Below are 21240 nucleotides of genomic sequence, written 5' to 3' on the forward strand. Positions count from 1 at the left end.
CGGCCGCGCCCCGCAACGCCGGCCAGGCTCCCGACGAAATGACCTGCCCTCATGAGATATAGCATATTGCATATCGATCGGCAGGCGCTCTAGCATGCGTTCATGCCGTCCGATCCGTCCATCGCCGCGTCGTCCGCCGTCCCGAAACGGAACGCCTGGCGCGTTGCCCGAACGACGGAGGCCGAAGCCGAAAGCCTGCCGGAGGTCTTCGCCAGCGTCCGCCTGCCGGGCGCCGGCGCGTCCTGGTTCCGGCGCTTCCTGGCCTTCGCGGGGCCGGGCTACATGGTCTCGGTCGGCTATATGGACCCGGGCAACTGGGCGACCGACCTCCAGGGCGGCGCGCAGTTCGGCTACACTCTCCTTGCCGTCATCATGCTGTCGAACCTGATGGCGATCCTGCTCCAGGCACTGTCGGCACGGCTGGGCATCGCGACCGGTCGCGATCTTGCCCAGGCCTGCCGCGACCATTTTCCTCCGGTCGTCAACATCGTGCTATGGCTGGCCTGCGAACTGGCCATCATCGCCTGTGACCTGGCCGAGGTCATCGGTACAGCCGTGGCGCTTCAACTGCTCTTCGGCATTCCTCTGCTGGCGGGCACCGTGATCTCGGTGCTCGATGCCTTCATCGTCCTGTTCCTGATGAACCGGGGCTTCCGCTACCTGGAGGCCTTCATCATCGGGCTTTTGAGCATCATCGCCGTCTGCTTCGCCGTTCAGGTCGTGGCGGCCGCCCCGCCGCTGGCGGGTATCTTGAAGGGTTTTCTCCCTTCGCCCGAGATCGTGACCAACAGCAGGATGCTGTACATTGCCATCGGCATCATCGGGGCGACGGTCATGCCTCACAACCTCTACCTGCACTCGTCGATCGTACAGACCCGCGCCTTCGAACGCACGTCGGCCGGACGGCGCGAGGCGATCCGCTGGGCGACATGGGACAGCACCATCGCCCTGATGCTGGCCCTGTTCATCAACGCCGCCATTCTCATCGTGGCAGCGGCGGCCTTTCACACCACCGGGCATCAGGATGTGGCGGAGATCGAGGATGCCTATCGCCTGCTGTCCCCGATCCTGGGACTGGGCATCGCCTCCACATTATTTGCTGTGGCGCTCCTTGCCGCCGGCACCAACTCGACGATCACCGGAACGCTGGCCGGCCAGATCATCATGGAAGGCTTTTTGCGGCTTCGCATCCCACACTGGGCGCGACGTCTGCTGACCCGTGGTCTGGCAATCGTTCCGGTTGTCGTGGTGACCGCGATCTACGGCGGCAGTGGCGTCGGGCAATTGCTGCTGTTCAGTCAGGTGATCCTGTCGATGCAATTGCCTTTCGCCGTCATCCCGCTGGCCCTGTTCGTCTCCGACCGCCGGAAAATGGGCGAATTCGTCATTTCCCGGAAGCTTGCCGCTCTCTCATGGATCGTGGCGGCCGTCATTCTGGTTCTCAACTTCAAGCTGCTCTTCGACACGATTTTCTGAGTTTAATCGCCCTCGGGGCACCCTTCGCAGGAGAAACGCACCGTTATGCACACCTTAAAATATAGCATATGCTATCTTTATCAGCATAGTCGTTTCCGGAAGACTCATACGCGTCAGTGTCGTGTCTTCCGAACGAGGATGCGCAACATGCTCTGCACCTGCGTGGCCGTTGGGCTCGGGTGTTTCGGCGTGGATGGGGCACGCGCTGATGACGCCGCTCAACCACGGGATGCTGTGACCGACAGGCCTGTTGCGGCATTGGCGAACCGCGATTCCGGGCAGCAGCCCGACAGGAAAGCCGCGAAGACGGCTCGGAGCGAAGCCGCAGCAAGCGCCCCGGAGCACATCAATGTCATTGGACGGCTGAACCAGGAACGCGCGCGCATCTTCCCAGGTCTGGGCGCGGTCGATTACCGAATAGATCAGCACCAGATCAACGTGACGCCTGGTGGCCAGAACGCGGCCTTCAACCAGATCCTCCTGCGCGTACCCGGTGTCGTGCTCGATAGCTACGGCGAGGTCCATGTGCGTGGCGAGCACGGGGGCCTGACCTACCGCGTCAACGGCGTGCTGCTGCCCGAAGGGCTGAACGGCTTCGGGCAGGAACTGGACACGCGCATCATCCAGTCGGTGGATCTGCTGACCGGCACCCTGCCGGCGCAGTTCGGCTTCCGCACGGCCGGGGTGGTCGACGTGACCACCAAGACCGGCGACAGCCTCAAGCACAATCAGGTCTCGCTCTATGGCGGCAGCTACAACACGTTCGTGCCTTCTGTGCAGCTTGGCGGCCAGCATGGAAGGCTGGACTATTTCACCACCCTGTCGTTCACCCGCAACAATATCGGCATTGAAAATCCAAGCAACACATTCCGGGCCATTCATGACGTAACCGAGCAGGAGAAAGCCTTCTCCTATCTCTCCTACCATATCGACGATGTAAGCCGGGTGACGCTGCTGACCAGCGCCTCCTACGCTGATTTCGAGATCCCCAACTCGTTCAAGACGTTCGATGCGAACAGCCCGGACTATACGACCATCTATGATGTGGCGGGGGTCAATCCGCACGACCCGTCAATGAACTGGGCGAAGCTGAATGACAGCCAGACGGAGCAGAATTACTACGCGGTGCTGTCCTATCAGCGCACAACGGACAAGCTGAATTTCCAGGCGTCCCCGTATTTCCGTTATGGCCGGATCGACTATTCGCCGGATCGCGATCGTGACCTGATCTATCAGGGTGTTTCCGAGCATGAAGTCAACGACTTCACGACCGGCGGCATGCAGTTCGATCTGTCGTACGAGGTGGCGCCCCGCCATACCTTGCGGGCCGGCCTGCTGGGGCAGTACACGTCCGAGCGGCTGGATACCAACACGCTGGCCTTTCGCGTCGATGAGCAAGGAAACCAGAGTTCGAATGTGCCGGTGCGCCTGATCGACAATACGGGCAATTGGTCGGTCGAGGCGGGGGCCTATATCCAGGACGAATACAAGATCACCCATAACCTGACATTCAATTACGGCATCCGCTACGACCGGTTCGCCTCTTCCTTCGACAACGAGGGACAGTTGAGCCCACGTGCGAACATGGTCTGGAAGCCGACACGCACCACAACGCTTCATATCGGCTATTCGCGCTATTTCGCGCCGCCTTCACCCCAATACGTCTATCCGTCCACACTGGCCCGATTTGCAGGCACGACCAATGCCGCCGCCAACATGATCGACGAGGCGACGAAGGTCGAGAAATCCAACTACGTGGATGGGGGCATTCTCCAGCGCATCACGCCCGAATTTCAGATCACGCTCGATGCCTACGCCAAATGGGCGCATGATCTCACCGATCTCGGCCAGTTCGGTCGTGCCGTGATCCTCGCCCCCTTCAGCTACAGGCGCGGAAAAGTCTATGGCGCCGAGTTCGGGAGTTCGTGGAAACATGGACCGTGGTCGGTGTTCGGCAACTTCTCGTTCGTCAAGACGGCGGCCCGCAACATCAATTCCGCCCAGTACCAGTTTGAGACGGATGAACTGGCCTATATCCAGACTCACGCCATCCAGCTTGATCATCAGGGCGAATATACGGCGACCGCGGGTGCGTCATGGACCAGCAGACACGATATGGCCTACGTGGATTTCGTCTATGGTTATGGCCTGCGCCGCGGCTTTGCGAACCTTGAGAAAGAGCCGGAATACGATGTCTTCAACATCGGCTACCAGCATACCTTCACGAAAGTGCCTTTTGGACACGACATCAAGGTGCGGGCTGATGTCGTCAACCTGTTTGACAAGAGGTATCAGTTGAGGGACGGCAGCGGCGTCGGCATCTACCAGGCGCAGTACGGCCAGCGGCGCGGAACGTTCTTTGCTCTCGTCTCGGAATTCTGAGGCCCCCGCCGGGCACGAGAACATGGCGCGCCCGGCCCTATCGTTCCAGACATGCCAGCGTCAGGCCCGCAAGGCCAAGCCCCGCCCCGAGCAGGCAGACGCCGGTCCAGCCGCCATCGGCATAGGCCAGGGTCGCGGCGAAGGCGCCGAAGGCGCTGCCAAGCGAATAGAGAACCATATAGGCGCCGACCAGCCGCGTCCGCGCCTCCGACGACGTGGCAAGGATCAGGCTCTGGCTGGTGACGTGGATCGCCTGAATGGCGAAATCCAGCAACAGGACGCCGGCGATGAGAAACCAGAGCGAGCAGGGCAGGGCGGCTATCAGGCTCCACGCCACCAGGGCCAGAACGAAGCACAGGACGGTGGTCCGCCGCGCGTGTCCCCGATCGGCCCAGATTCCGGCCCGTCCGGCTCCCAGCGCGCCCGCCACGCCGGCCAGCCCGAACAGCCCGATTTCGGTATGCGAAAGCGAGAACGGGGCCGCGCCGAGCGGCAGCACAAACGGCGTCCAGAGCACGTTGAACATCGCGAAGATCAGGAACGCCAGCACGCCCCGCCGCCGCAGGACGGGGTCGGTGCGGTACAGCGCGAGGGTCGAGAACACCAGGGCCGGATAGGAAAGCCGGATGGCATCGCGCCGTCCGGGCGGCAGGAGAGGGGCCAGCGTCAGGGCCATGATCGCGGTCAGGCTGGCGGACGCCAGATAGACGGCCCGCCAGCCGATCATGTCCGTCACCGCGCCGGCGACGATCCGCGCGCACAGAATGCCGATGACCACCCCGCCAGTCACCTGCCCGACAACGCGCCCCCGCTCGGCGGGCCGCGCCCAGCCGGCCGCGCAGGCCACGAGCGTCTGGACGATAACGGACGAAAGACCGACCAGGAAAAGACTGGCAAGCAGCCACAACCAGGCCGATGACAGCCCGGCGCCCACCAGCGCGCCGGCGGCGACGAGACCCTGAACCAGGACAAGCCGCCCGGGCGCGACCAGATCGCCCAGCGGCACGATCCCGATCAGGCCGAGCCCGTATCCGACCTGCGTTGCCGCGACGCAGGTGCCGGCAACGGCCGGCGCGACACCCAGGTCGCAGGCGATCTCGTCGAGCATGGGCGCGGCATAATAGACATTCGCGACGCTCAGCCCGCAGGCCGTCGCCAGCAGGAAAATGAGCGGCCCGGTCAGCGGACGCGGCCGGTTATGATCGGCGGAAGCAGGAGACGGCATCGTCCGTACCTCGTGTGTGGTTCGATAATAGAACCTATTGCACCCCAACCAGTCCAGTTCTATTTTAGAACCAGACGGAAAGCCGGGAAAATAGAAGAAAATGGAAAGAGAGGATAAGCGATGGTGAAGCGGGTCAGTCTCGGCGATGCGGCCTGCCCGGTGGCCCGGTCGCTGGATGGGATCGGCGACTGGTGGTCGCTGCTGATCGTGCGTGACGCGTTCGACGGCGTCAGCCGCTTCGGAGAATTCCAGAAAAGCCTTGGGATATCGAAAGGCATCCTCGCCAGCCGCCTGCACGGCCTCGTCGCCCTGGGCGTACTCGCCATGACGCCGGCAGCCGACGGCAGCGCCTGGCAGGACTACGTGCTGACGCCAAAGGGCGAGGCGCTGTTTCCGGTGATCGTGGCGCTCCGACAATGGGGCGAGGCATTCTGCTACAGACCGGGCGAGCCGCATTCGGCGCTGGTGGAGCGGAGCGGCGGCAAGCCTCTCGCGCCGCTGGTCGTCCGCTCGGCGGGCGGCAAGGCCCTGCGGGCGCGGGACACCGTCGTCCGAAAACTGTCATGCTGAAATCCGCCGGCGCGCGCGTCCAGGATGCAGGCATCGCCACGCGCATCCGCAAGACGCGCCACGACGCCCGTACCGTCCGGAAGAATCCGAATATATCCGATTATAATCGCAAGAGTCGGAGTGGCGGCTGATCGCCACCCCCCTACGGTCGCAAGGGGCCCGACGGCCCCCATGGCCGAACAGGCTCCAGGCCAACGGCCGATCGACCGGAGATCACCATGCCCGTCCCGACATTTCCCCCGCTCCCCATCCCCCGCGCGGCAGGCGCGAGATCGCTGGAACGGGCCCGGGGCGCATGATCGCGGAACGCGTCGCCGCCCGGGACTGGCCGGAGATATCCGGCCGTCTGGATGAAGACGGCTGGGCGACGATCCCCGGCCTGCTGAACAGGGCGGAATGCCGGTCCCTTGCGGCCCTGTACGCCGAGGAGGCAGGATTCCGCAGCCATGTCGTCATGGCGCGGCATGGTTTCGGACGTGGAGAATACCGATATTTCTCCTATCCCCTGCCCCCCATGGTCGCGGCCTTGCGCGAGGCCATCTATCCGCGTCTCGTCCCCACCGCGAACCGCTGGATGGACCGCATGGGGCTGCCGGCCCACTTCCCCCCGGATCACCGGACCTTCCTCGCCCGCTGTCACGCGGCGGGGCAGGCGCGCCCCACACCGCTGCTGCTGCGATACGGACCAGGCGACCATAACCGCCTGCATCAGGATCTGTACGGGCACCATGTCTTTCCGATCCAGCTCGCCATCCTGCTGTCATGCCCCGAGACGGATTTCACGGGCGGCGAATTCGTCCTGACGGAACAGCGCCCCCGCATGCAGACCCGCGCCGAAATCGTGCCCCTCGGACAGGGCGACGGCGTGCTGTTCGCCGTCAGCCAGAGGCCAGGAACAGGCTCGCGCGGCAGCTGCCGCGTGACGATGCGCCACGGCGTCAGCCGCGTCCGGACCGGGCTCCGTCACACGCTGGGGCTCATCTTCCACGATGCCGCCTGACCTGCTCCACGCCGAAAAGCGGCACGCGTGCCGGTTATGACGGCGCCAGGCCCAGGCGCGGCTCGAAGGCGCATATGGCCGAGGACACGCCCGCGCGTCACGCGGGGAAGAAGAGATGACACAGCAGCCGCCGTGTTTTCTCCTCCCTCAAAACCCGGTCGACGCGGTAAACAGCGCCGCGAACCCGCCGCCGATATAATAGACCGGCGCGCTGCCGCCGATCACCGTGCCATGGCGGCCGGTGGTGTCGGCGGCATTCAGGGTCGGGCTGGCGACGCCCGACAGGAAATGCGCGTCGGTGATATTGACGAAGTTCATCCGCAAGGTCGGGGCGTGCAGCCGCGAGACATCCGAAAAGCGATAGCCGAAGGCCAGGTCCCCGGTCGCATGGTCCGACAGCCGCTCGTCATTCATGAAGCTCGCATACTGGTGGCCGACATATTTCACCGTCGCGACGCCGAACAGATGCCCGTCATCATAGCTCAACCCGGCGGCGGCCTGCAAAGTGGGGCTGCGCACGGCGGTCTTGCCGCGCGTCGGCAGCACGTCGCCATCGGCCGCGATATCGTTGTCGATCGTCGCATGCAGATATTCGCCCGATACATAGGGGCTGAAATGATGCCACGGCCGGGTGCCGATCTCCACATCCACCCCGCGCGAGGTCTGGCCGCCGGCATTGATCGTGGACTGGACCAGCGAATTGTTGACGCTGATCTCGGTCGCCACCTGCCGGTTGGTGAAATTATAGTTGAACAGCGTCAGGCTGCCGACGATCCATCGCCCGTCATAACGATAGCCGAGTTCTTCCGAAATCGAATATTCCGGCCGCGTGTCCGACACCCCCCGCTGGTACGCCAGGCCGGAGGTCGGGTCGTATTCGTTATAGAACGCGCTGCTGGCCGGCGCGCGGAAATTGGTGGTGGCATTCAGGAAGATCTGATGGCGCCGGTCCACCCGCCAGCGCAGGCCGAACCGGGGCAGCGGCTCGAAATAATTCCCGTCCGCGCGATATTGCGGCCCCGGCATGGCGTTCACGCCGTCGCGCGTCAGCATCACCGCCTTGAACCCGGCATCGATCGTCAGCCGGTCATGCAGCAGCGCGATATGGTCGCCCAGGAACAGCGCATTGGCCTGCGAGATGGTGTGCTGGTTGCCGGCCAGAAACTGGCTGCCATCCGCCAGCAGAATCGTGTCGCTGTTCCGCACCGCCCAGATATCGGCCGCATGGCCGTTGCCGCCGACGGGCGTGAAACTGTCCTGCTCGGTGTCGTCGGTATAATCGTACCAGTAGCCCAGGACGAAATCGTTCCATTTCCAGCGATAATGCAGCGCGCTGTTGAAGCCGGAGCGATAGCTGCGCTGGGTATAGTTGGCGCGCACCACCGCCACCCCATCCACCGCGCCGGGCAGCGTCAGGTCCTGGCCCACGGGCCGCGTGCCGTCATACAGCCCGCTTTCCGGCAGGGTCGACCCGGCCGGGAAATTGCCGTAGGCGAACTGGGCATAGGGCGTGACATCCAGCGACAGGCGCCCGGTCAGGCGCAGATGCACCGGCGCGCCCACATAAAGCGTCCGCTCCGGGTCCCGCCACAGGCGCCAGTAGTCGGTGCCGCCCTGCGCGTCGGTCACGTCATAGCGCGCGGCCAGGTTGTTGGCGCCGCCGATGCCATCCTGCTTCCACGATGCCAGCGTGGGCTGCGGGTAATGGCTGGTGTCCGTCTGGTTCCACGATCCCAGGATGGCGGCATGGCTGCCCGCGCCCCAGTCTTTCACGAACTTGAAATCGACATGCTGGCGCGTGTCGCGCCCCGGCCCGCGCCAGTTGTCGGTCGCGCCATGGGAGTACGAGACGAAGCCGCGCACGCCGCTCCTGCCGATCGCGCCGGTATCGAGCCGCACGAACGCGCGGTTGGTGTCGTACGACCCATAGGACACGCCGGCATAGCCGCCGGCCTTGCGCGCGGGGTCGCGGAAAGCCAGGCTCATCAGCCCCCCGGCGGCATTCAGCACCGGGCTGTCCAGGTCCGCCGCCCCCTGGGCGAGCGACACGCTGTCATAATTCTCGCTGTCGGCGAATTGCGACGGATAGCCCGAATAATAGGCGACATCGTTCAGCGGCATCCCCTCCAGCACATAGCCCAGCGCGTCATTGCCCAGGCCCCGCACGCTGATGTCGGTGGCGGGCGAGAAGCCGAACGGATCGGAGGTCGAGACATTGGCCCCGGGCAGGACCGAGACAAGCTGGAAGGCCGTGGCGGTGGGCGGCTGGCGGCTGATATAGTCCTGGTCCACCGTGCTGACCGACCTGTCGCCCTGCCCGGCACGGATCAGCCCGCCGCCCGGATGACGGCCCGGCACCTGGTCGGCATCCCCGATCACCCGGATCGTTTCCGTCTTCGGCGCCGGCGGGGCAGGGTGCCGCGCCGGCCCGGCGGCCTCCGGCGTCCCGGCCGGCGCCGGGGCCGCCTGCGCCCACGCGGCGCCCGAATGCACGGCGAGCGCGCACAGCGAAACGCCGACCAGCAGCCAGTTGCATCGCGCACGGCCCGCCACCGATCCGGCGGCCTGCGCCAGGCCCATCCCCGCATGCTTCATCACGCCAACCACCAGCCTCCCAGGCGGCACCCGCGCGCCGCAAAACCCTCTCTATAGGAGGTGTGATTCGACCGGCGCAATGCAACGCGCCAGCACGGGCGCCTCCTTCAGCCCGCCGCCATCGCCCGGTCGATCGCGGCGAGCAGGTCGGTATCGTCGAACGGCTTCTCCATGACGATCGCCGACCGATGCAGGACCCGATCGCGCAGCGGGTCGCCGCTGATGAAGATATGCGGCACGAATCCCCCGCGCAGAATCTCCTGTACCGCCGCGACACCGCTGCCCTCGCGCAAATGTGCATCGATAATCATCAGGTCCGGGCGTTCCCGCGCCGCCGCGCGCACCGCGCCGGATTGCGTGGATTCAATTTCGCCGACACGATGGCCGAGCCCTTCCAGCAGTTCCGTCAGCAGCATGGCGATCAACGTCTCGTCTTCCACCAGCAGGATACGCAAGCTCTTCACCGCACGGCATCCCGCGCGCACCGGCCGTCGCGGCGCGCATGGCCGGTCCGCGACCCGGCCGGCAACATCATGTCGTACACGGCGGGGTTGCGAAGCATCGGGCGCACGATGCGGCTGGAACAGGCCGGACGATCGGCCGGCGAACAGGGGGGACTCATGATCTCGCTCCACTATGAAGACTGTCCGGATGCCGCTCACCATCCGGCGACGCGCGCCCGTTGCGCCAGGCCCGATGGAACGGGCCTCGGCCAGAGTTCCATCGGATGCCGAAAATATCGCGATCGATCACGATTCGATTTTTTCGGCGGTCGCCTCACTGGTGCCGGTTTCGCATGCTAGGCTGCGATCGTGCGTGCCGAATGGCAGACCAGTGGGGGCAGTCGAAGGGAGAATGGATGTGATACCCTTGGACAAACCCGAAAAATCCGAATTCACGGTCGTCGGGCTCGGCGCGTCGTCCGGTGGACTGGATGCGTGCCGAAAGTTCCTCGCCGCCCTGCATGATGGCAAGGACCTGGCTCTGATTCTGATCCAGCACCTGGACCCGACGCATGAAAGCCTCATGGCATCGCTGCTATCCGGTCACACCAATCTAGCGGTGCGCCAGGCGGAAGACAACATGATCATCGCGCCGGGCCATCTCTATCTCATTCCGCCCGGGGTCTATCTCTCGGTGGCCGACGGCGCGCTCCATCTGTCCGAACCGCTGGCCCAGCACGGCGCGCGCCTGCCGTTCGATTTCCTGCTGCGGTCCCTGGCCCGCGATTACGGGCCGCGCGCGGTCGCCGTCATCCTGTCCGGCACGGGCCATGACGGCGCGGGCGGCATCGAGCAGGTCAAGGCCCATGGCGGGTTCGTCGTCGCGCAGGACCCGGCCGAGGCGGCGTTCGACGGCATGCCGCGCAGCGCGATCGACACGGGCTGGGTCGACGTGGTCTCTCCGGTCGCCGAGATCCCGGCGGTCCTGGCCGGCCGAGCCGGGCCGCTGTCGGCGGCCCGCGACGGCGGCGCCGAATGGCTCACCTCCATCCTCGCGTTCCTGCGCACGCGCGGCGCGCATGATTTCAAGCTCTACAAGGCCGGGACGCTGCAAAGACGCATCGAGCGGCGGATCGCCATGGCGCCGCAGACGGGCGGCGATCCGGCGCGCTATCTCGTCCTGCTGCATCGCGACCCGCAGGAATGCGATCTGCTGATGCATGATCTGCTGATCAACGTCACCGGCTTCTTTCGCGACCCGGCGGTGTTCGACCTGCTGGCCCGGACGACGATCCCCGACCTGATCGCCGATCACAGGGTCGACCAGCCGATCCGGATCTGGGTCGCCGGATGCAGCACGGGCGAGGAAGCCTATTCGCTGGCGATACTGTTCACCGAGGCCCTGGCCATTGCCGGCCGCGCGACGGGCGTGCAGGTCATCGCCTCCGACATCGATGCCGATGCCATCGCCATCGCGCGAGAGGGCGTCTATTCGGAAGAGGCGGTGCGCACGCTCCCGCCCGAGCGGCTGGCCCGCTTCTTCGTCAAGGAAAACCGGAACTGGCGCGTGGTGCCCGCGTTGCGCGGCATCGTGCTGTTCACGGTGCAGGACGTCCTCGCCGACCTGCCCTTTTCGCGGATCGACCTCATCTCCTGCCGCAACCTGCTGATCTATCTGCGGCCCGAGGCACAGGCGCGCATCGTCTCGCTGTTTCATTTCGCCCTGCGCGAGGGCGGCGTGCTGCTGCTGGGCAGCGCCGAGCGCATCGCCGAGGAAGATACGCGCTTCGCGCTGATCTCGAAGGCCGCCCGCCTCTATCGCCATCTCGGGCGGGCGCGGCCGGGCGATCTGGATTTCGCGATCGGCGGCGGCAAGGGCGCCCGGCCGCCGATGCGCGCCATCGGGGCGGCGGCGCGCGCGCGCCAGTCGGCGCTGGCCGATCTCTGCCGGGCCGTGATCATGGACGTCCACGCCCCGGCGACGGTCCTGGTCGACCGCAATGACGAATGCGTCTATGCGCTGGGCCCGACCGAACGCTATCTGCGGGTGCCGTCCGGCGCCGCGTCGCGGCATATCCTGGCGATGGTGCTGCCCGCGATGCGCGCCCGCCTGCGCTCGGCGATCGTGCAGGCCCGCCGCCAGGGCAGGCGGGTCACGGCCTCCGGCGGCGGCGGCACGCGCGACGGCAACCCGTTCAGCCTGGCGTTCGACATCCAGCCGGTCGAGGGCGCGGGCGAATCCCTGCTGGTGGTCTGCTTCGTCGAAACGCGGCGCGTCGACGCGCGCGCCCATCCGGGCGGGTCGTCGGACAGCCAGCGCGTCGCGGCGCTGGAGCAGGAACTCGCCGCGACGCGGGCCGAGCTTCAGGCGGCGCTCCGCGATCTCGAAATCGTCGGCGAAGAGCAGAAGACGAGCGACGAAGTCGCCAAATCCACCAGCGAGGAATACCAAACGACCAACGAGGACCTGCTGACCTCGACGGAAGAGCTGCAATCGCTCAACGAGGAACTGACGGCGCTGAACAGCCAGTTGCAGGAAACGCTGGAACGCCAGCGCACGACCGCGAACGATTTGCAGAACGTCCTGAACAGCACGGAGGTCGCCACGATCGTTCTCGACACCGAATTGCGCATCCGCTTCTTCACGCCGGCCACGAAGTCGATCTTCAGCGTGATCCCGACCGATATCGGCCGCCCGCTGGCCGACCTGCGCTCCCTGGCGCCGGACAATACTTTGTTCGACGACGCGCGCTCCGTCATCATCACCGGACAGGTGCTGGAGCAGGAGACCGAAACCGCCGACACCGCGACCTGGTATCGCCGCCGCGTGCTGCCCTATCGCACGGCGGAAAACGGAATCGAGGGCGTCGTCATCACCTTCGATGATATTACAGCGCGCAAGCGCACGGCCGACGCGCTGGAGGCCGCCCGGCGGGCGGCGGAACTGGCGGATCTGGCGAAATCCCGTTTCCTCGCCGCCGCCAGCCACGATCTGCGCCAGCCGCTGCAATCATTGATGCTGATCCAGGGCTTGCTGAAAAGAACCGTGACCGGCGAAAAGGCCGCCCTGCTGGTGGCGCGTCTTCACGAGACGGTCAGCACGATGTCGGGCATGCTCAATGCGCTGCTGGACATAAACCAGATCGAAACCGGAACGATACCCGTCTCGGTCGCGGTCTTCCCCGTCAACGACCTGCTCGCCAGCCTGCGCGCCGAACTGACCGACCTGGCGCTGATCCGCCACCTGCGCCTGCGGGTGTCGCCCAGCAGCGCGTTCGTGCGCAGCGATCCGCGATTGCTGGGCCAGATGCTGCGCAACCTGATCGCCAACGCGCTGAAATATACCGAAAGCGGCGGCGTGCTGGTCGGCTGCCGCCGGGAGGCGGGCAATCTGCGCATCGAGGTCTGGGACACCGGCATCGGCATTCCGGCCGGCGAGTTCCAGTCGATTTTCGAGGAATATCATCAGCTCGGCAACGCGGCCCGCGCGCATGAGCGGGGGCTGGGGCTCGGCCTGTCCATCGTCCGGCGCCTGGGCGACCTGCTGGGCCATCCCGTGCGGGTCCGCTCGCATGTGGGCAAGGGATCGGTCTTTTCCATCGCGGTCCCGCGCGCGACGGACCCGATGCTCTCTGCGCCCGCGCCGAGGCAGGGTGACGGCGCCGAGGCCGCGCCCGCGCCGGCGGTGAACATCCTGATCGTGGAAGACGACCCGGACGTGCGCGCCCTGCTCGCGCAGGTCCTGCGGGCCGAGGGGCACCGTGTCACCGCGGTCCCCGACGGCCGCGCGGCGCTGGCGACGGTGCGCCGGGCCGGCCTGGGCCCCGACATCGTGCTGGCCGACTACAATCTTCCCGACGGCATGAGCGGCATCGACACGATCACGCAGGTCACGACGCTGGCGCGGCGCCCGGTCCGGTCGATCATCCTGACCGGCGATATCTCCAACGCGACCCTGCGCGAGATCGCGCAACATCCCTGCGTGCGGCTCAACAAGCCGGTCGAGGCGTTCGCGCTGCTCCAGGCGGTGCGGGGCCTGCTGTCATCGGGCGCGCCGCGTCAGTGATGCCATCCACCGCCCCCGCCTCCATGTCCGCCCTCGCGGCCGCCTCCGCCCCCATGGCCGCCGCCCCGTTCCCCCCGCGCACCCCCCCCCAGCCGCCACCCCGTCCGGGCCCGCGCCAGCAAGGCGCTCCAGATCCAGAAGACCTGGGGATAGCGTTCAGTCGCGAAGATCGGGTGGGGCCATGCCCGGCAGGGACGTGTCGGACATCGAGGCTCTGCACCGCTCTTCGAACCGTTCGAGCAGGCGCGATTTCCGGGCGTTGTCCAGCGTCGCGATGCCGACCACCATCGGGCGATGGTCACCCGCCAGCCGGACCCGGACGACGCGCCGCCCGTCCAGCGCCAGGTCCGAACGCGGCCGGACATTGGCCAGCGTATAGCCATAGCCGTTGGCGACCATGGTCCGCACCACCTCCTGGTGCGCGGAGCGGGAATACATCTTCGGCTCCAGCCCCTCGCGGAAGAAGAGCGCGAGGAAATATTCGCGGCTCAGCGGCAGGTCCAGCAGGATCAGCGGCTCGTCCGCGAGTTCGCGCAGCGCCACGGCCTCGCGCCCCGCGAAAGGATGGGCCTCGCTGACCAGGATATGCGGGGGCAGGCTGGCAAGGGGCAGGAAGCTGATGCCGTCGGGGATCTGAAGGTCGTAGGTGATGGCGATATCGATCTCGGCCCGCTTCAGCCGGTCCATGAGCTGCTCGTGATCGGCCTCGAACTGCCGGATTTCCGTGGCCGGATAGCTGGACATGAAGCCATGCGCCAGCTCCGGCATGATCAGCGGCGCCAGCGTGACCATGGCACCGACGTTCAATCGGCCCCGCACCTGGTCCGTGACCTCGGAAGCGGCGGTATAAAGGCCCTCGGCCATCTGGATCACCCGCTTGGCATCCAGGACCAGCCGGCGTCCCGCAGGCGTCAGTGAGAGACCCTGCGCATGATGGCGGATGAAAAGCTGTACGCCGAGTTCCTGCTCCAGATGGCCGATCGCGGTGGAGATGGATGGTTGAGAGATCGACAATTTCTCCGAGGCATGCCTGATCGACCCGGCCTCGCCGGCCGCGACGAAATATTCAAGCTGGCGGAGGGTATAACGCATGCTGTATTTTCTATATCATCGCTGGCCGCTCAGTCTCTGTAGCCGGGCTCTTCCCGGTCAAGGATCAGTTTCATTTCCTCAAAATGGCGGATGGAGAAATCGGTGATCTTTTCCCAATCCCTGGCGGTCTTCTCCGCCACGTCGTCGGCCAGGACCGAGAGCGGCCGGCCGGTCGAATAGGCGGCGACCAGGATCTGGCAGGCGCGTTCCAGGGTGTACATGTCGTCGAAGGCTTCGCCGACGCTGGAGGCGACGACCATGACGCCGTGATTGCCCATCATCAAGCGTGTCCGGTCACCCATCAACCCCGCGAGCCGCGCGCCTTCGGCATCGCTGTCGGCCATGCCGCCATAATGGCGGTCGACCACGATTCGTCTGAAATAGCGGGCGGTGTTCTGCTCGATGGGGGGAATCACCGGATCCTGTAGGGTGGCGATCGCCGTCGCATGAACCGGATGCAGGTGCAGCGCCACCCGTGCCCGTGGATTGCGCCGGTGCAACTGGCCGTGAATGGCCCACGCGGTCGGATCCAGGTCACGGCTCTGCGCGTCGCCCGGCTGGTTCGTGTCCACCAGCACCAGTTCGCTGGCGCGGATCGTGGAGAAATGCCGCCATTTGGGGTTGATCAGGAAGCGCGTGCCGTCATCGGAAATCGCGGCGCTGAAATGGTTGGCGACGGCCTCGTGCAGTCCCAGGCGAGCCGAGATGCGGAAAGCGGCCGCGAGATCCACCCGCATGGCCTGTTCGATGTCGTGGCTCAAGCAGGCCTCCGCAAGATCGATCTTCTGATAATGCGGTAGCGTAAGGATGTTTGGTCTTTTGCGCAAAGATCGTTTTTTGAAGCCTTCCCAAGGTTTTTCATTGCCGTTCCGGTGTCCGAAGCGCCCCGGGCGCGCATGCGTCGGGAAAAGCTAAGCAGCGATGATCAAAAAGATTGTTTAGTGAATTGTCTTGTTTCCATATAAAAACGGACATCTTTTTGGAGCCGGCATCGGTTTCGGCGCAGTCGAAAAAGGGCATCCGGAATGGCGTCTGAAAGGATCGACACGCTCGTGATCGGTGCCGGGCAGGCCGGCCTGGCCATGAGCGAGCATCTGGGCAGGCGAGGCCTCTCGCACCTGGTGATCGAACGGAAGCGGATCGCCGAGCGCTGGCGGTCCGAACGATGGGATTCGCTGGTGGCCAACGGGCCGGCCTGGCATGACAGGTTTCCCAACATGCTCTTTGCGGGGGTCGATCCGGACGGCTTCGCGCCGCGCGGGGACATCGTCGCTTATTTCGAAGCCTATGCGCGGCAGATCGCGGCACCGATCCGCTGCGGGGTCGAAGTCCTGTCGCTGCGTCGGAACGCGGACGGATCGGGTTTCGTGGCCACGACGTCGGAGGGCGTGATCGAGGCGACGAACGTGGTCGTCGCCACCGGACCATTCCAGAAGCCGGTCTTCCCTCCCATCATCCCGCCGGATGCCGGGGTGATGCAGATCCATTCCAGCACCTACCAAAACCCATCTCAGTTGCCCGAGGGCGGCGTGCTGGTCATCGGCGCGGGGTCCTCCGGCGCGCAGATTGCCGACGAATTGCGGCGCGCGGGGCGCCCCGTATGGCTGTCGGTCGGGCCTCATGACCGGCCCCCACGCCGCTATCGCGGCCGCGATTTCGTCTGGTGGCTCGGCGTGCTGGGGATGTGGGACATGGAGAGCCGCAGTCCGGCGACCGAGCACGTCACCATCGCCGTCAGCGGAGCCCGGGGCGGCCACACGGTCGATTTCCGCCGTCTGGCGGCGGACGGCATGACCCTGGTCGGCATGACGAAGTCCTTTTGCGATGGCGTGCTGCATTTCACGCCGGATCTCAAGGCGCATATCGACCAGGGAGACGCCAATTATCTCGCGATGCTCGACGCGGCGGACGCCTACGTGGAAAAAGAGGGGCTGGATCTTCCCGAAGAGCCCGAGGCGCGTATCATCGGGCCCGATCCGGCCTGTGTCACCGACCCGCTCCCGGCCCTGGACTTGAAAAAGGCCCAGATCGCCTCGGTGATCTGGGCGACCGGCTATGTGCTGGATTTCGGCTGGATCAAGGCCGATATCTTCGACGCACGGGGCATTCCGCGCCATCGCAAGGGTGTGTCCGAGGAACCCGGGCTCTATTTCCTCGGGTTGGCCTGGTTGACGCGTCGGGCCTCGCCATTCATCTGGGGGGTCTGGCACGACGCCGATGCTCTGGCCGGCCAGATCGCGGCGCGTGCGCGAGGAGCAGGATGACCGATACACAGGCCATTCTCGACCGTCTCGTCGCGTTCCCGAGCGTCTGTGGCCAGTCGAACGAACGGATGATCGACTGGATCGCGTCACATCTTGTCGCGGGCGGCGCGCGCGTCCGCCGTATTCCCGGTGACAGACCGGGCGCGTTCAGTTTGTTCGCGTCGATCGGGCCTGATGCGCCGAGCGGCATCGTCCTGTCCGCGCACTCGGACGTCGTGCCCGTGGCCGGCCAGGCTTGGTCTTCCGACCCGTTTGTGCTGACAAGGCGGCAGGACCGGCTGCACGGCCGGGGCACCAGCGATATGAAGGGTTTCCTGGCGTGTATGCTGACGGCTGCCGGCAAGGCCGCTGCCCGGCCGCTGCTGCGCCCGCTGCACCTGGCGATTTCCTATGATGAGGAACTGGGTTGCCTTGGCGTTCGATCGCTGTTGGCGGCATTGCAGGTTGATGGCGGGGTACAGGCCATGGGCTGCATCGTCGGCGAACCGACGGAAATGGAGGTAGCGGTCGCGCACAAGGGCAAGATCGCCTTCCGGATCGTCTGTCAGGGCGAAGCCGCGCATTCCGCCAATCCGTTCCTGGGGACCAATGCCATCGTCCTTGCCGCCCGCATGGTCGACCAGCTTACGCAGTTGCAGGACCATATCCGCCTGACCGAACCGCGCGACGCGCGGTTCGCGGTACCCTTCTCCACCGTCCAGGCGGGATTGATCGAGGGCGGAACGGCGCTGAACATCGTGCCCGACCATTGCGTGGTAACGGCCGAAATGCGGCTGCTTCCGGGCCAGGACGGATCTGCCTGTCTGGCTTGGCTGGACGAGGCGGCGCGGCGTGTGAAGGCCGAGGCGGGCCAGGGCGTGATCCGTATCGAGGTCGCCAATGCCTATCCGGGGCTGGACAGCAGCGCCGAGACCGAGATCGGTTTGCTCGGCCTGCGCGAAGCTGGACGGAACAATCCCGGCGTGATCGATTTCGGCACGGAAGCCGGTCTGTTCGCGCAGGTACTCGGTCTGCCCTGCATCGTCTGCGGACCGGGCTCGATCAGCAGGGCGCACAAGGCAGATGAATATATCACCATTCAGGAACTGGCGCAGGGCGACAGGTTTCTCGAAGGAATCCTAGACCGGCTCTGTTATTGATGTGTGCCGAGGAGAGTGCTTCTGATGACTTTTTCCCTCATCGCCCGATGTGTGCGGACGGGCCAGTTCGGCATCGCCGTGTCGTCATCCTCCCCTGCGGTGGCCAGTCGTTGCGCCTTCGCCAGGGCGGGGGTCGGGGTAGTGGCATCGCAGAACGTGACCGATCCACGGCTCGGTCCGCTCGGCCTCGACTTGATGGAGCGGGGCGCCGCTGCCGCCGAATGCCGTGATATCCTGGTCCGTGGCAATGCATTTGCGGAATTCCGGCAGCTCGCGGTCATGGATCGTCACGGTGCTGCCGCCGTCTGGTCCGGTGCGCGCACGTTGGGGTGCCATGCGACGGCGATGCGGCAAAACGTGGCATCGGCGGGGAATCTGCTGGCCAACGAGACGGTGCCCGAGGCGATGGTGGAAAATTTTCATGCCTCCGACCCGACCCTGCCGCTTGGCGAGCGTCTGGTACGCGCCTTGCGCGCGGGGTTGGAAGCCGGCGGCGAGGCCGGCGCGGTGCGATCCGCTGGCATGCTGGTGGTTGATCGCCAGAGTTGGCCCCTGGCCGACCTGCGCGTCGATTGGGACGATGCGCCGATTGCCAGCCTGACCGGACTCTGGGCTCTTTGGCAGCCGCAGATGGACGATTACGTCACGCGCTGCCTCAATCCGCTTTCGGCACCGTCCTACGGCGTACCCGGAGACGAATGATCATAGTGTCACGCCGCTTACGTCTCGTTGCGTCAGTCTGGCAGAACGGCGATGACGTCGACTTCGATGAGCCATTCCGGACGAGCCAGGGCGACGACGACCAAGCCGGTAAATACCGGAAAGACGCCTTTCATATACTGGCCCAGGACGCGATAGGTGACTTCCCGATGCCGGATATCGGTCAGGTAGACGGTGACCTTGCAGATATGCGCGGGCGCCGATCCCGCTTCCTGCAAAAGCAACAGGACGTTCTGCATGACCTTGTGGGCCTGTCCGGCCGGGTCGCCGACCGCCACGTTTTCGCGCGTGTCGAGATCCTGGGGAACTTGGCCGCGCAGATAGACTGTATTGCCGGCCACGACCGCCTGGCACAGATCATTGTCCAGATCCTGCTCGGGATAGGTTTCCTTCGTATTGAAGGGACGGATGCGTTTATGGACCGGCATGGGCTGACCTCACTTCCTGATCGGGGCGCGTCGGCCCCCATTGGCTTGTATCGATATGGCCTGGAAAGCGAAGGTTCCTGCGGCCAAAAAAATATCTTGCATCGGCTGGGCGTAGGAAACGAGTCCAGACGGACGATCTCGTATAGATATGATGATATCGCAATGACAGCGCGGATTTAGTAAATTTTCCCTATGCAGGGCATAGGGAAATACATCGTAGCGGGACGGACTGTTCGGTGGCAGGATAACGTCGCATAATTTGATGCGGATCAAGATCGTTCCGGTGCCGTCGGTCTGGCGTGATGACGGACAGGGAGAAGCAATGATCGATTCACTCGGTTCTCCGGAAGCGGAAACAATCTACCCGATCCCTGCCGTACGACGCCATGGCCGTCCGCGCGACCTGTTCACCGTCTGGTTCGGCTCGAACCTGATGATGCTGACAATCGTGACCGGGGCGCTATCCACGACGGTGTTCGGCCAGCCGTTGCTACCCGCAGTGCTGGCATTGCTGGTGGGGAACCTGATCGGTGCGATCTTCATGGCACTGCACGCGGCGCAGGGACCACGGCTTGGTGTGCCGCAGATGGTACAGACACGTGGGCAGTTCGGCCTGATGGGGGCGGTGCCGGTCACGGCTGTCATCGTCTTGATGTATGTGGGCTTCGCGGCATCCAACCTCGTCCTGGGGGCCGAGGGATTGCAGAGCATCTTGCCTGGCTTGGGCCGCTTGCCCGCCATCCTCGTTATCCAGACGCTGTCCATCCTGCCTGCCATTCTTGGCTACCGGATGATCCATGTTTCGGCGCAGGTCATGACGCTGCTCTGCGGTATCGCCGTGATCTTCTGTATCTGGCGGGTTCTGGTGCTGCATGGCGGCGAACTGCCTTTGCTGGCGTCTGGCCCCATCCACTGGACCGGTATCCTGCGCACACTTTCCACGGCTGCGCTGTGGCAGATCGCCTATGCGCCCTATGTCTCGGATGCCTCGCGCTATCTGCCATCTGGGCCGGCGGGGGAAAGACGGGCTTTCATCTGTTGCTTTTCCGGATCCGTTCTGGGGTCGATGCTGCCCATGGGGCTGGGGGCAGCGGTGGGGCTTCTGGCGACCGGGCACGGGATTGTCGGCACCTTGACGAGGCTGTTGGGTCCGTGGGCTGTGGCCGTGCTGGTGGCGCTGTCGCTCGGCATTGCCGTCGCCAATGCCATGAACGTTTATTGTGGGACGCTGTCCTCGTTGACCGTAGCGCAGACTTTTACGCCGGACCGTCATTACGGCCGAACGTCGCGTGTGGCCGTCACTGTAGCCCTGCTGGTGCTCGCCTTCGCCATGGCTACCTTGATGGCCGACAGCTTCATGATTACCTATAGTGAATTCCTTGAATTGCTGATGTCGGTGATGATCCCGTGGACTGCCATCAACCTGACGGATTACTATCTGCTGCATCACGGGGACTATGATGTTGCCTCGTTCTTCAAGCGCGATGGCGGACGCTATGGCCTTTACAATGCTCCCGCGCTGGTCTGCTACGTCATCGGCATCCTGGTGCAGGCGCCCTTCCTGTCGACCGCGCTTTACACCGGTCAGGTGGCGCGGGCGCTGGGCGGCGTCGATCTGTCCTGGGTCGTCAGCCTGATCCTGACCCCGCCGCTCTATATCGCCATGACGCGGCGCTTCAATCCCCGATTGATCCCCCGTCACGGAGTGAGGTGAAGCGTCCCGTGTTTCCCGGAGGCTCCTATCTGTGAGAAGGAGCTATGATGAACACGATGAGCCAGAGATTTTCGCCTGAGGTGCGGGAGCGTGCGGTCCGTATGGTTGGGGAGCATCGGGCCGATT

16 protein-coding genes and 1 pseudogene are annotated in these 21240 nt (G+C 65.0%); 10 read left to right on the top strand and 7 right to left on the bottom strand.

Features of this window, described 5'->3' with window-relative positions; translation table 11 throughout:
- The first annotated feature begins 102 nt into the window (after positions 1 to 102).
- Together HLH48_RS17435 and HLH48_RS17440 are read left to right on the top strand one after the other, a co-directional pair.
- Positions 103 to 1476: an Nramp family divalent metal transporter gene (locus tag HLH48_RS17435; protein ID WP_182998752.1), complete on the top strand. Its 1374-nt coding sequence runs from the start codon at positions 103 to 105 to the stop codon at positions 1474 to 1476.
- Between the two features lie 234 nt (positions 1477 to 1710).
- Positions 1711 to 3858 (top strand): TonB-dependent receptor, encoded by a 2148-nt coding sequence (locus tag HLH48_RS17440; protein WP_264812242.1) that lies wholly within the window; start codon positions 1711 to 1713, stop codon positions 3856 to 3858.
- Positions 3859 to 3895: 37 nt separating this feature from the next.
- On the opposite strand, the gene HLH48_RS17445 is transcribed toward HLH48_RS17440, so the two are convergent.
- A complete protein-coding gene (locus tag HLH48_RS17445) occupies positions 3896 to 5083 on the bottom strand; it encodes an MFS transporter (RefSeq protein WP_182998753.1) in 1188 nt (395 codons plus the stop codon).
- 120 nt (positions 5084 to 5203) lie between these two features.
- On the opposite strand from HLH48_RS17445, the gene HLH48_RS17450 reads away from it, so the two are divergent.
- The 3 genes and pseudogenes from HLH48_RS17450 to HLH48_RS23325 form a co-directional block, all read left to right on the top strand.
- Entirely contained in the window at positions 5204 to 5653 is a 450-nt protein-coding gene (locus tag HLH48_RS17450) for a winged helix-turn-helix transcriptional regulator (protein WP_182998754.1), read from the top strand.
- Between the two features lie 295 nt (positions 5654 to 5948).
- Positions 5949 to 6653, top strand: a complete 705-nt coding sequence (locus HLH48_RS17455) for a 2OG-Fe(II) oxygenase (protein WP_182998755.1) — start codon at positions 5949 to 5951, stop codon at positions 6651 to 6653.
- A 5-nt stretch (positions 6654 to 6658) separates the two neighbouring features.
- A pseudogene (locus HLH48_RS23325) lies at positions 6659 to 6745 on the top strand (IS5/IS1182 family transposase); the annotation flags it as partial.
- 55 nt (positions 6746 to 6800) lie between these two features.
- Here HLH48_RS23325 and HLH48_RS17460 read toward each other — a convergent pair.
- The 3 genes from HLH48_RS17460 to HLH48_RS23335 form a co-directional block, all read right to left on the bottom strand.
- Positions 6801 to 9233: a TonB-dependent receptor gene (locus HLH48_RS17460; RefSeq protein WP_408871465.1), complete on the bottom strand. Its 2433-nt coding sequence runs from the start codon at positions 9231 to 9233 to the stop codon at positions 6801 to 6803.
- 122 nt (positions 9234 to 9355) lie between these two features.
- Entirely contained in the window at positions 9356 to 9712 is a 357-nt protein-coding gene (locus HLH48_RS23330; RefSeq protein ID WP_264812498.1) for a response regulator, read from the bottom strand.
- A complete protein-coding gene (locus tag HLH48_RS23335) occupies positions 9709 to 9870 on the bottom strand; it encodes a hypothetical protein (protein WP_246387443.1) in 162 nt (53 codons plus the stop codon). The genes HLH48_RS23330 and HLH48_RS23335 overlap by 4 nt, the downstream gene beginning before the upstream one ends.
- Before the next feature lie 248 nt (positions 9871 to 10118).
- Here HLH48_RS23335 and HLH48_RS17470 point away from each other — a divergent pair, with 248 nt between their 5' ends.
- Positions 10119 to 13757, top strand: coding sequence for a chemotaxis protein CheB (locus tag HLH48_RS17470; protein WP_182998757.1), 3639 nt, complete (start codon positions 10119 to 10121; stop codon positions 13755 to 13757).
- Between the two features lie 156 nt (positions 13758 to 13913).
- Here HLH48_RS17470 and HLH48_RS17475 read toward each other — a convergent pair whose 3' ends face one another.
- Together HLH48_RS17475 and HLH48_RS17480 are read right to left on the bottom strand one after the other, a co-directional pair.
- Positions 13914 to 14849, bottom strand: coding sequence for a LysR family transcriptional regulator (locus HLH48_RS17475; protein ID WP_182998758.1), 936 nt, complete (start codon positions 14847 to 14849; stop codon positions 13914 to 13916).
- A gap of 29 nt (positions 14850 to 14878) precedes the next feature.
- Entirely contained in the window at positions 14879 to 15610 is a 732-nt protein-coding gene (locus tag HLH48_RS17480) for a class II aldolase and adducin N-terminal domain-containing protein (protein WP_182998759.1), read from the bottom strand.
- 264 nt (positions 15611 to 15874) lie between these two features.
- Here HLH48_RS17480 and HLH48_RS17485 point away from each other — a divergent pair, with 264 nt between their 5' ends.
- The 3 genes from HLH48_RS17485 to HLH48_RS17495 are packed head-to-tail and all read left to right on the top strand — an operon-like array spanning position 15875 to position 18954.
- Positions 15875 to 17113 carry a flavin-containing monooxygenase gene (locus HLH48_RS17485; protein ID WP_182998760.1) on the top strand — a complete coding sequence of 413 codons (1239 nt, stop codon included), beginning with the start codon at positions 15875 to 15877 and terminating at the stop codon, positions 17111 to 17113.
- Positions 17110 to 18252, top strand: a complete 1143-nt coding sequence (gene argE / locus HLH48_RS17490; protein ID WP_182998761.1) for an acetylornithine deacetylase — start codon at positions 17110 to 17112, stop codon at positions 18250 to 18252. The genes HLH48_RS17485 and argE overlap by 4 nt, the downstream gene beginning before the upstream one ends.
- Before the next feature lie 24 nt (positions 18253 to 18276).
- Positions 18277 to 18954: a DUF1028 domain-containing protein gene (locus HLH48_RS17495; RefSeq protein ID WP_182998762.1), complete on the top strand. Its 678-nt coding sequence runs from the start codon at positions 18277 to 18279 to the stop codon at positions 18952 to 18954.
- 32 nt (positions 18955 to 18986) lie between these two features.
- Here HLH48_RS17495 and HLH48_RS17500 read toward each other — a convergent pair whose 3' ends face one another.
- Positions 18987 to 19400 (bottom strand): RidA family protein, encoded by a 414-nt coding sequence (locus tag HLH48_RS17500; RefSeq protein ID WP_182998763.1) that lies wholly within the window; start codon positions 19398 to 19400, stop codon positions 18987 to 18989.
- Positions 19401 to 19722: 322 nt separating this feature from the next.
- Between HLH48_RS17500 and HLH48_RS17505 the strand changes: the two genes are divergently transcribed.
- Complete coding sequence (locus tag HLH48_RS17505) at positions 19723 to 21114, top strand: purine-cytosine permease family protein (protein ID WP_182998773.1); 1392 nt, start codon at positions 19723 to 19725, stop codon at positions 21112 to 21114.
- Positions 21115 to 21240 lie beyond the last annotated feature (126 nt).

Source organism: Gluconacetobacter sacchari (genome assembly GCF_014174255.1).
In the GTDB taxonomy this organism is placed as follows: domain Bacteria; phylum Pseudomonadota; class Alphaproteobacteria; order Acetobacterales; family Acetobacteraceae; genus Gluconacetobacter; species Gluconacetobacter sacchari.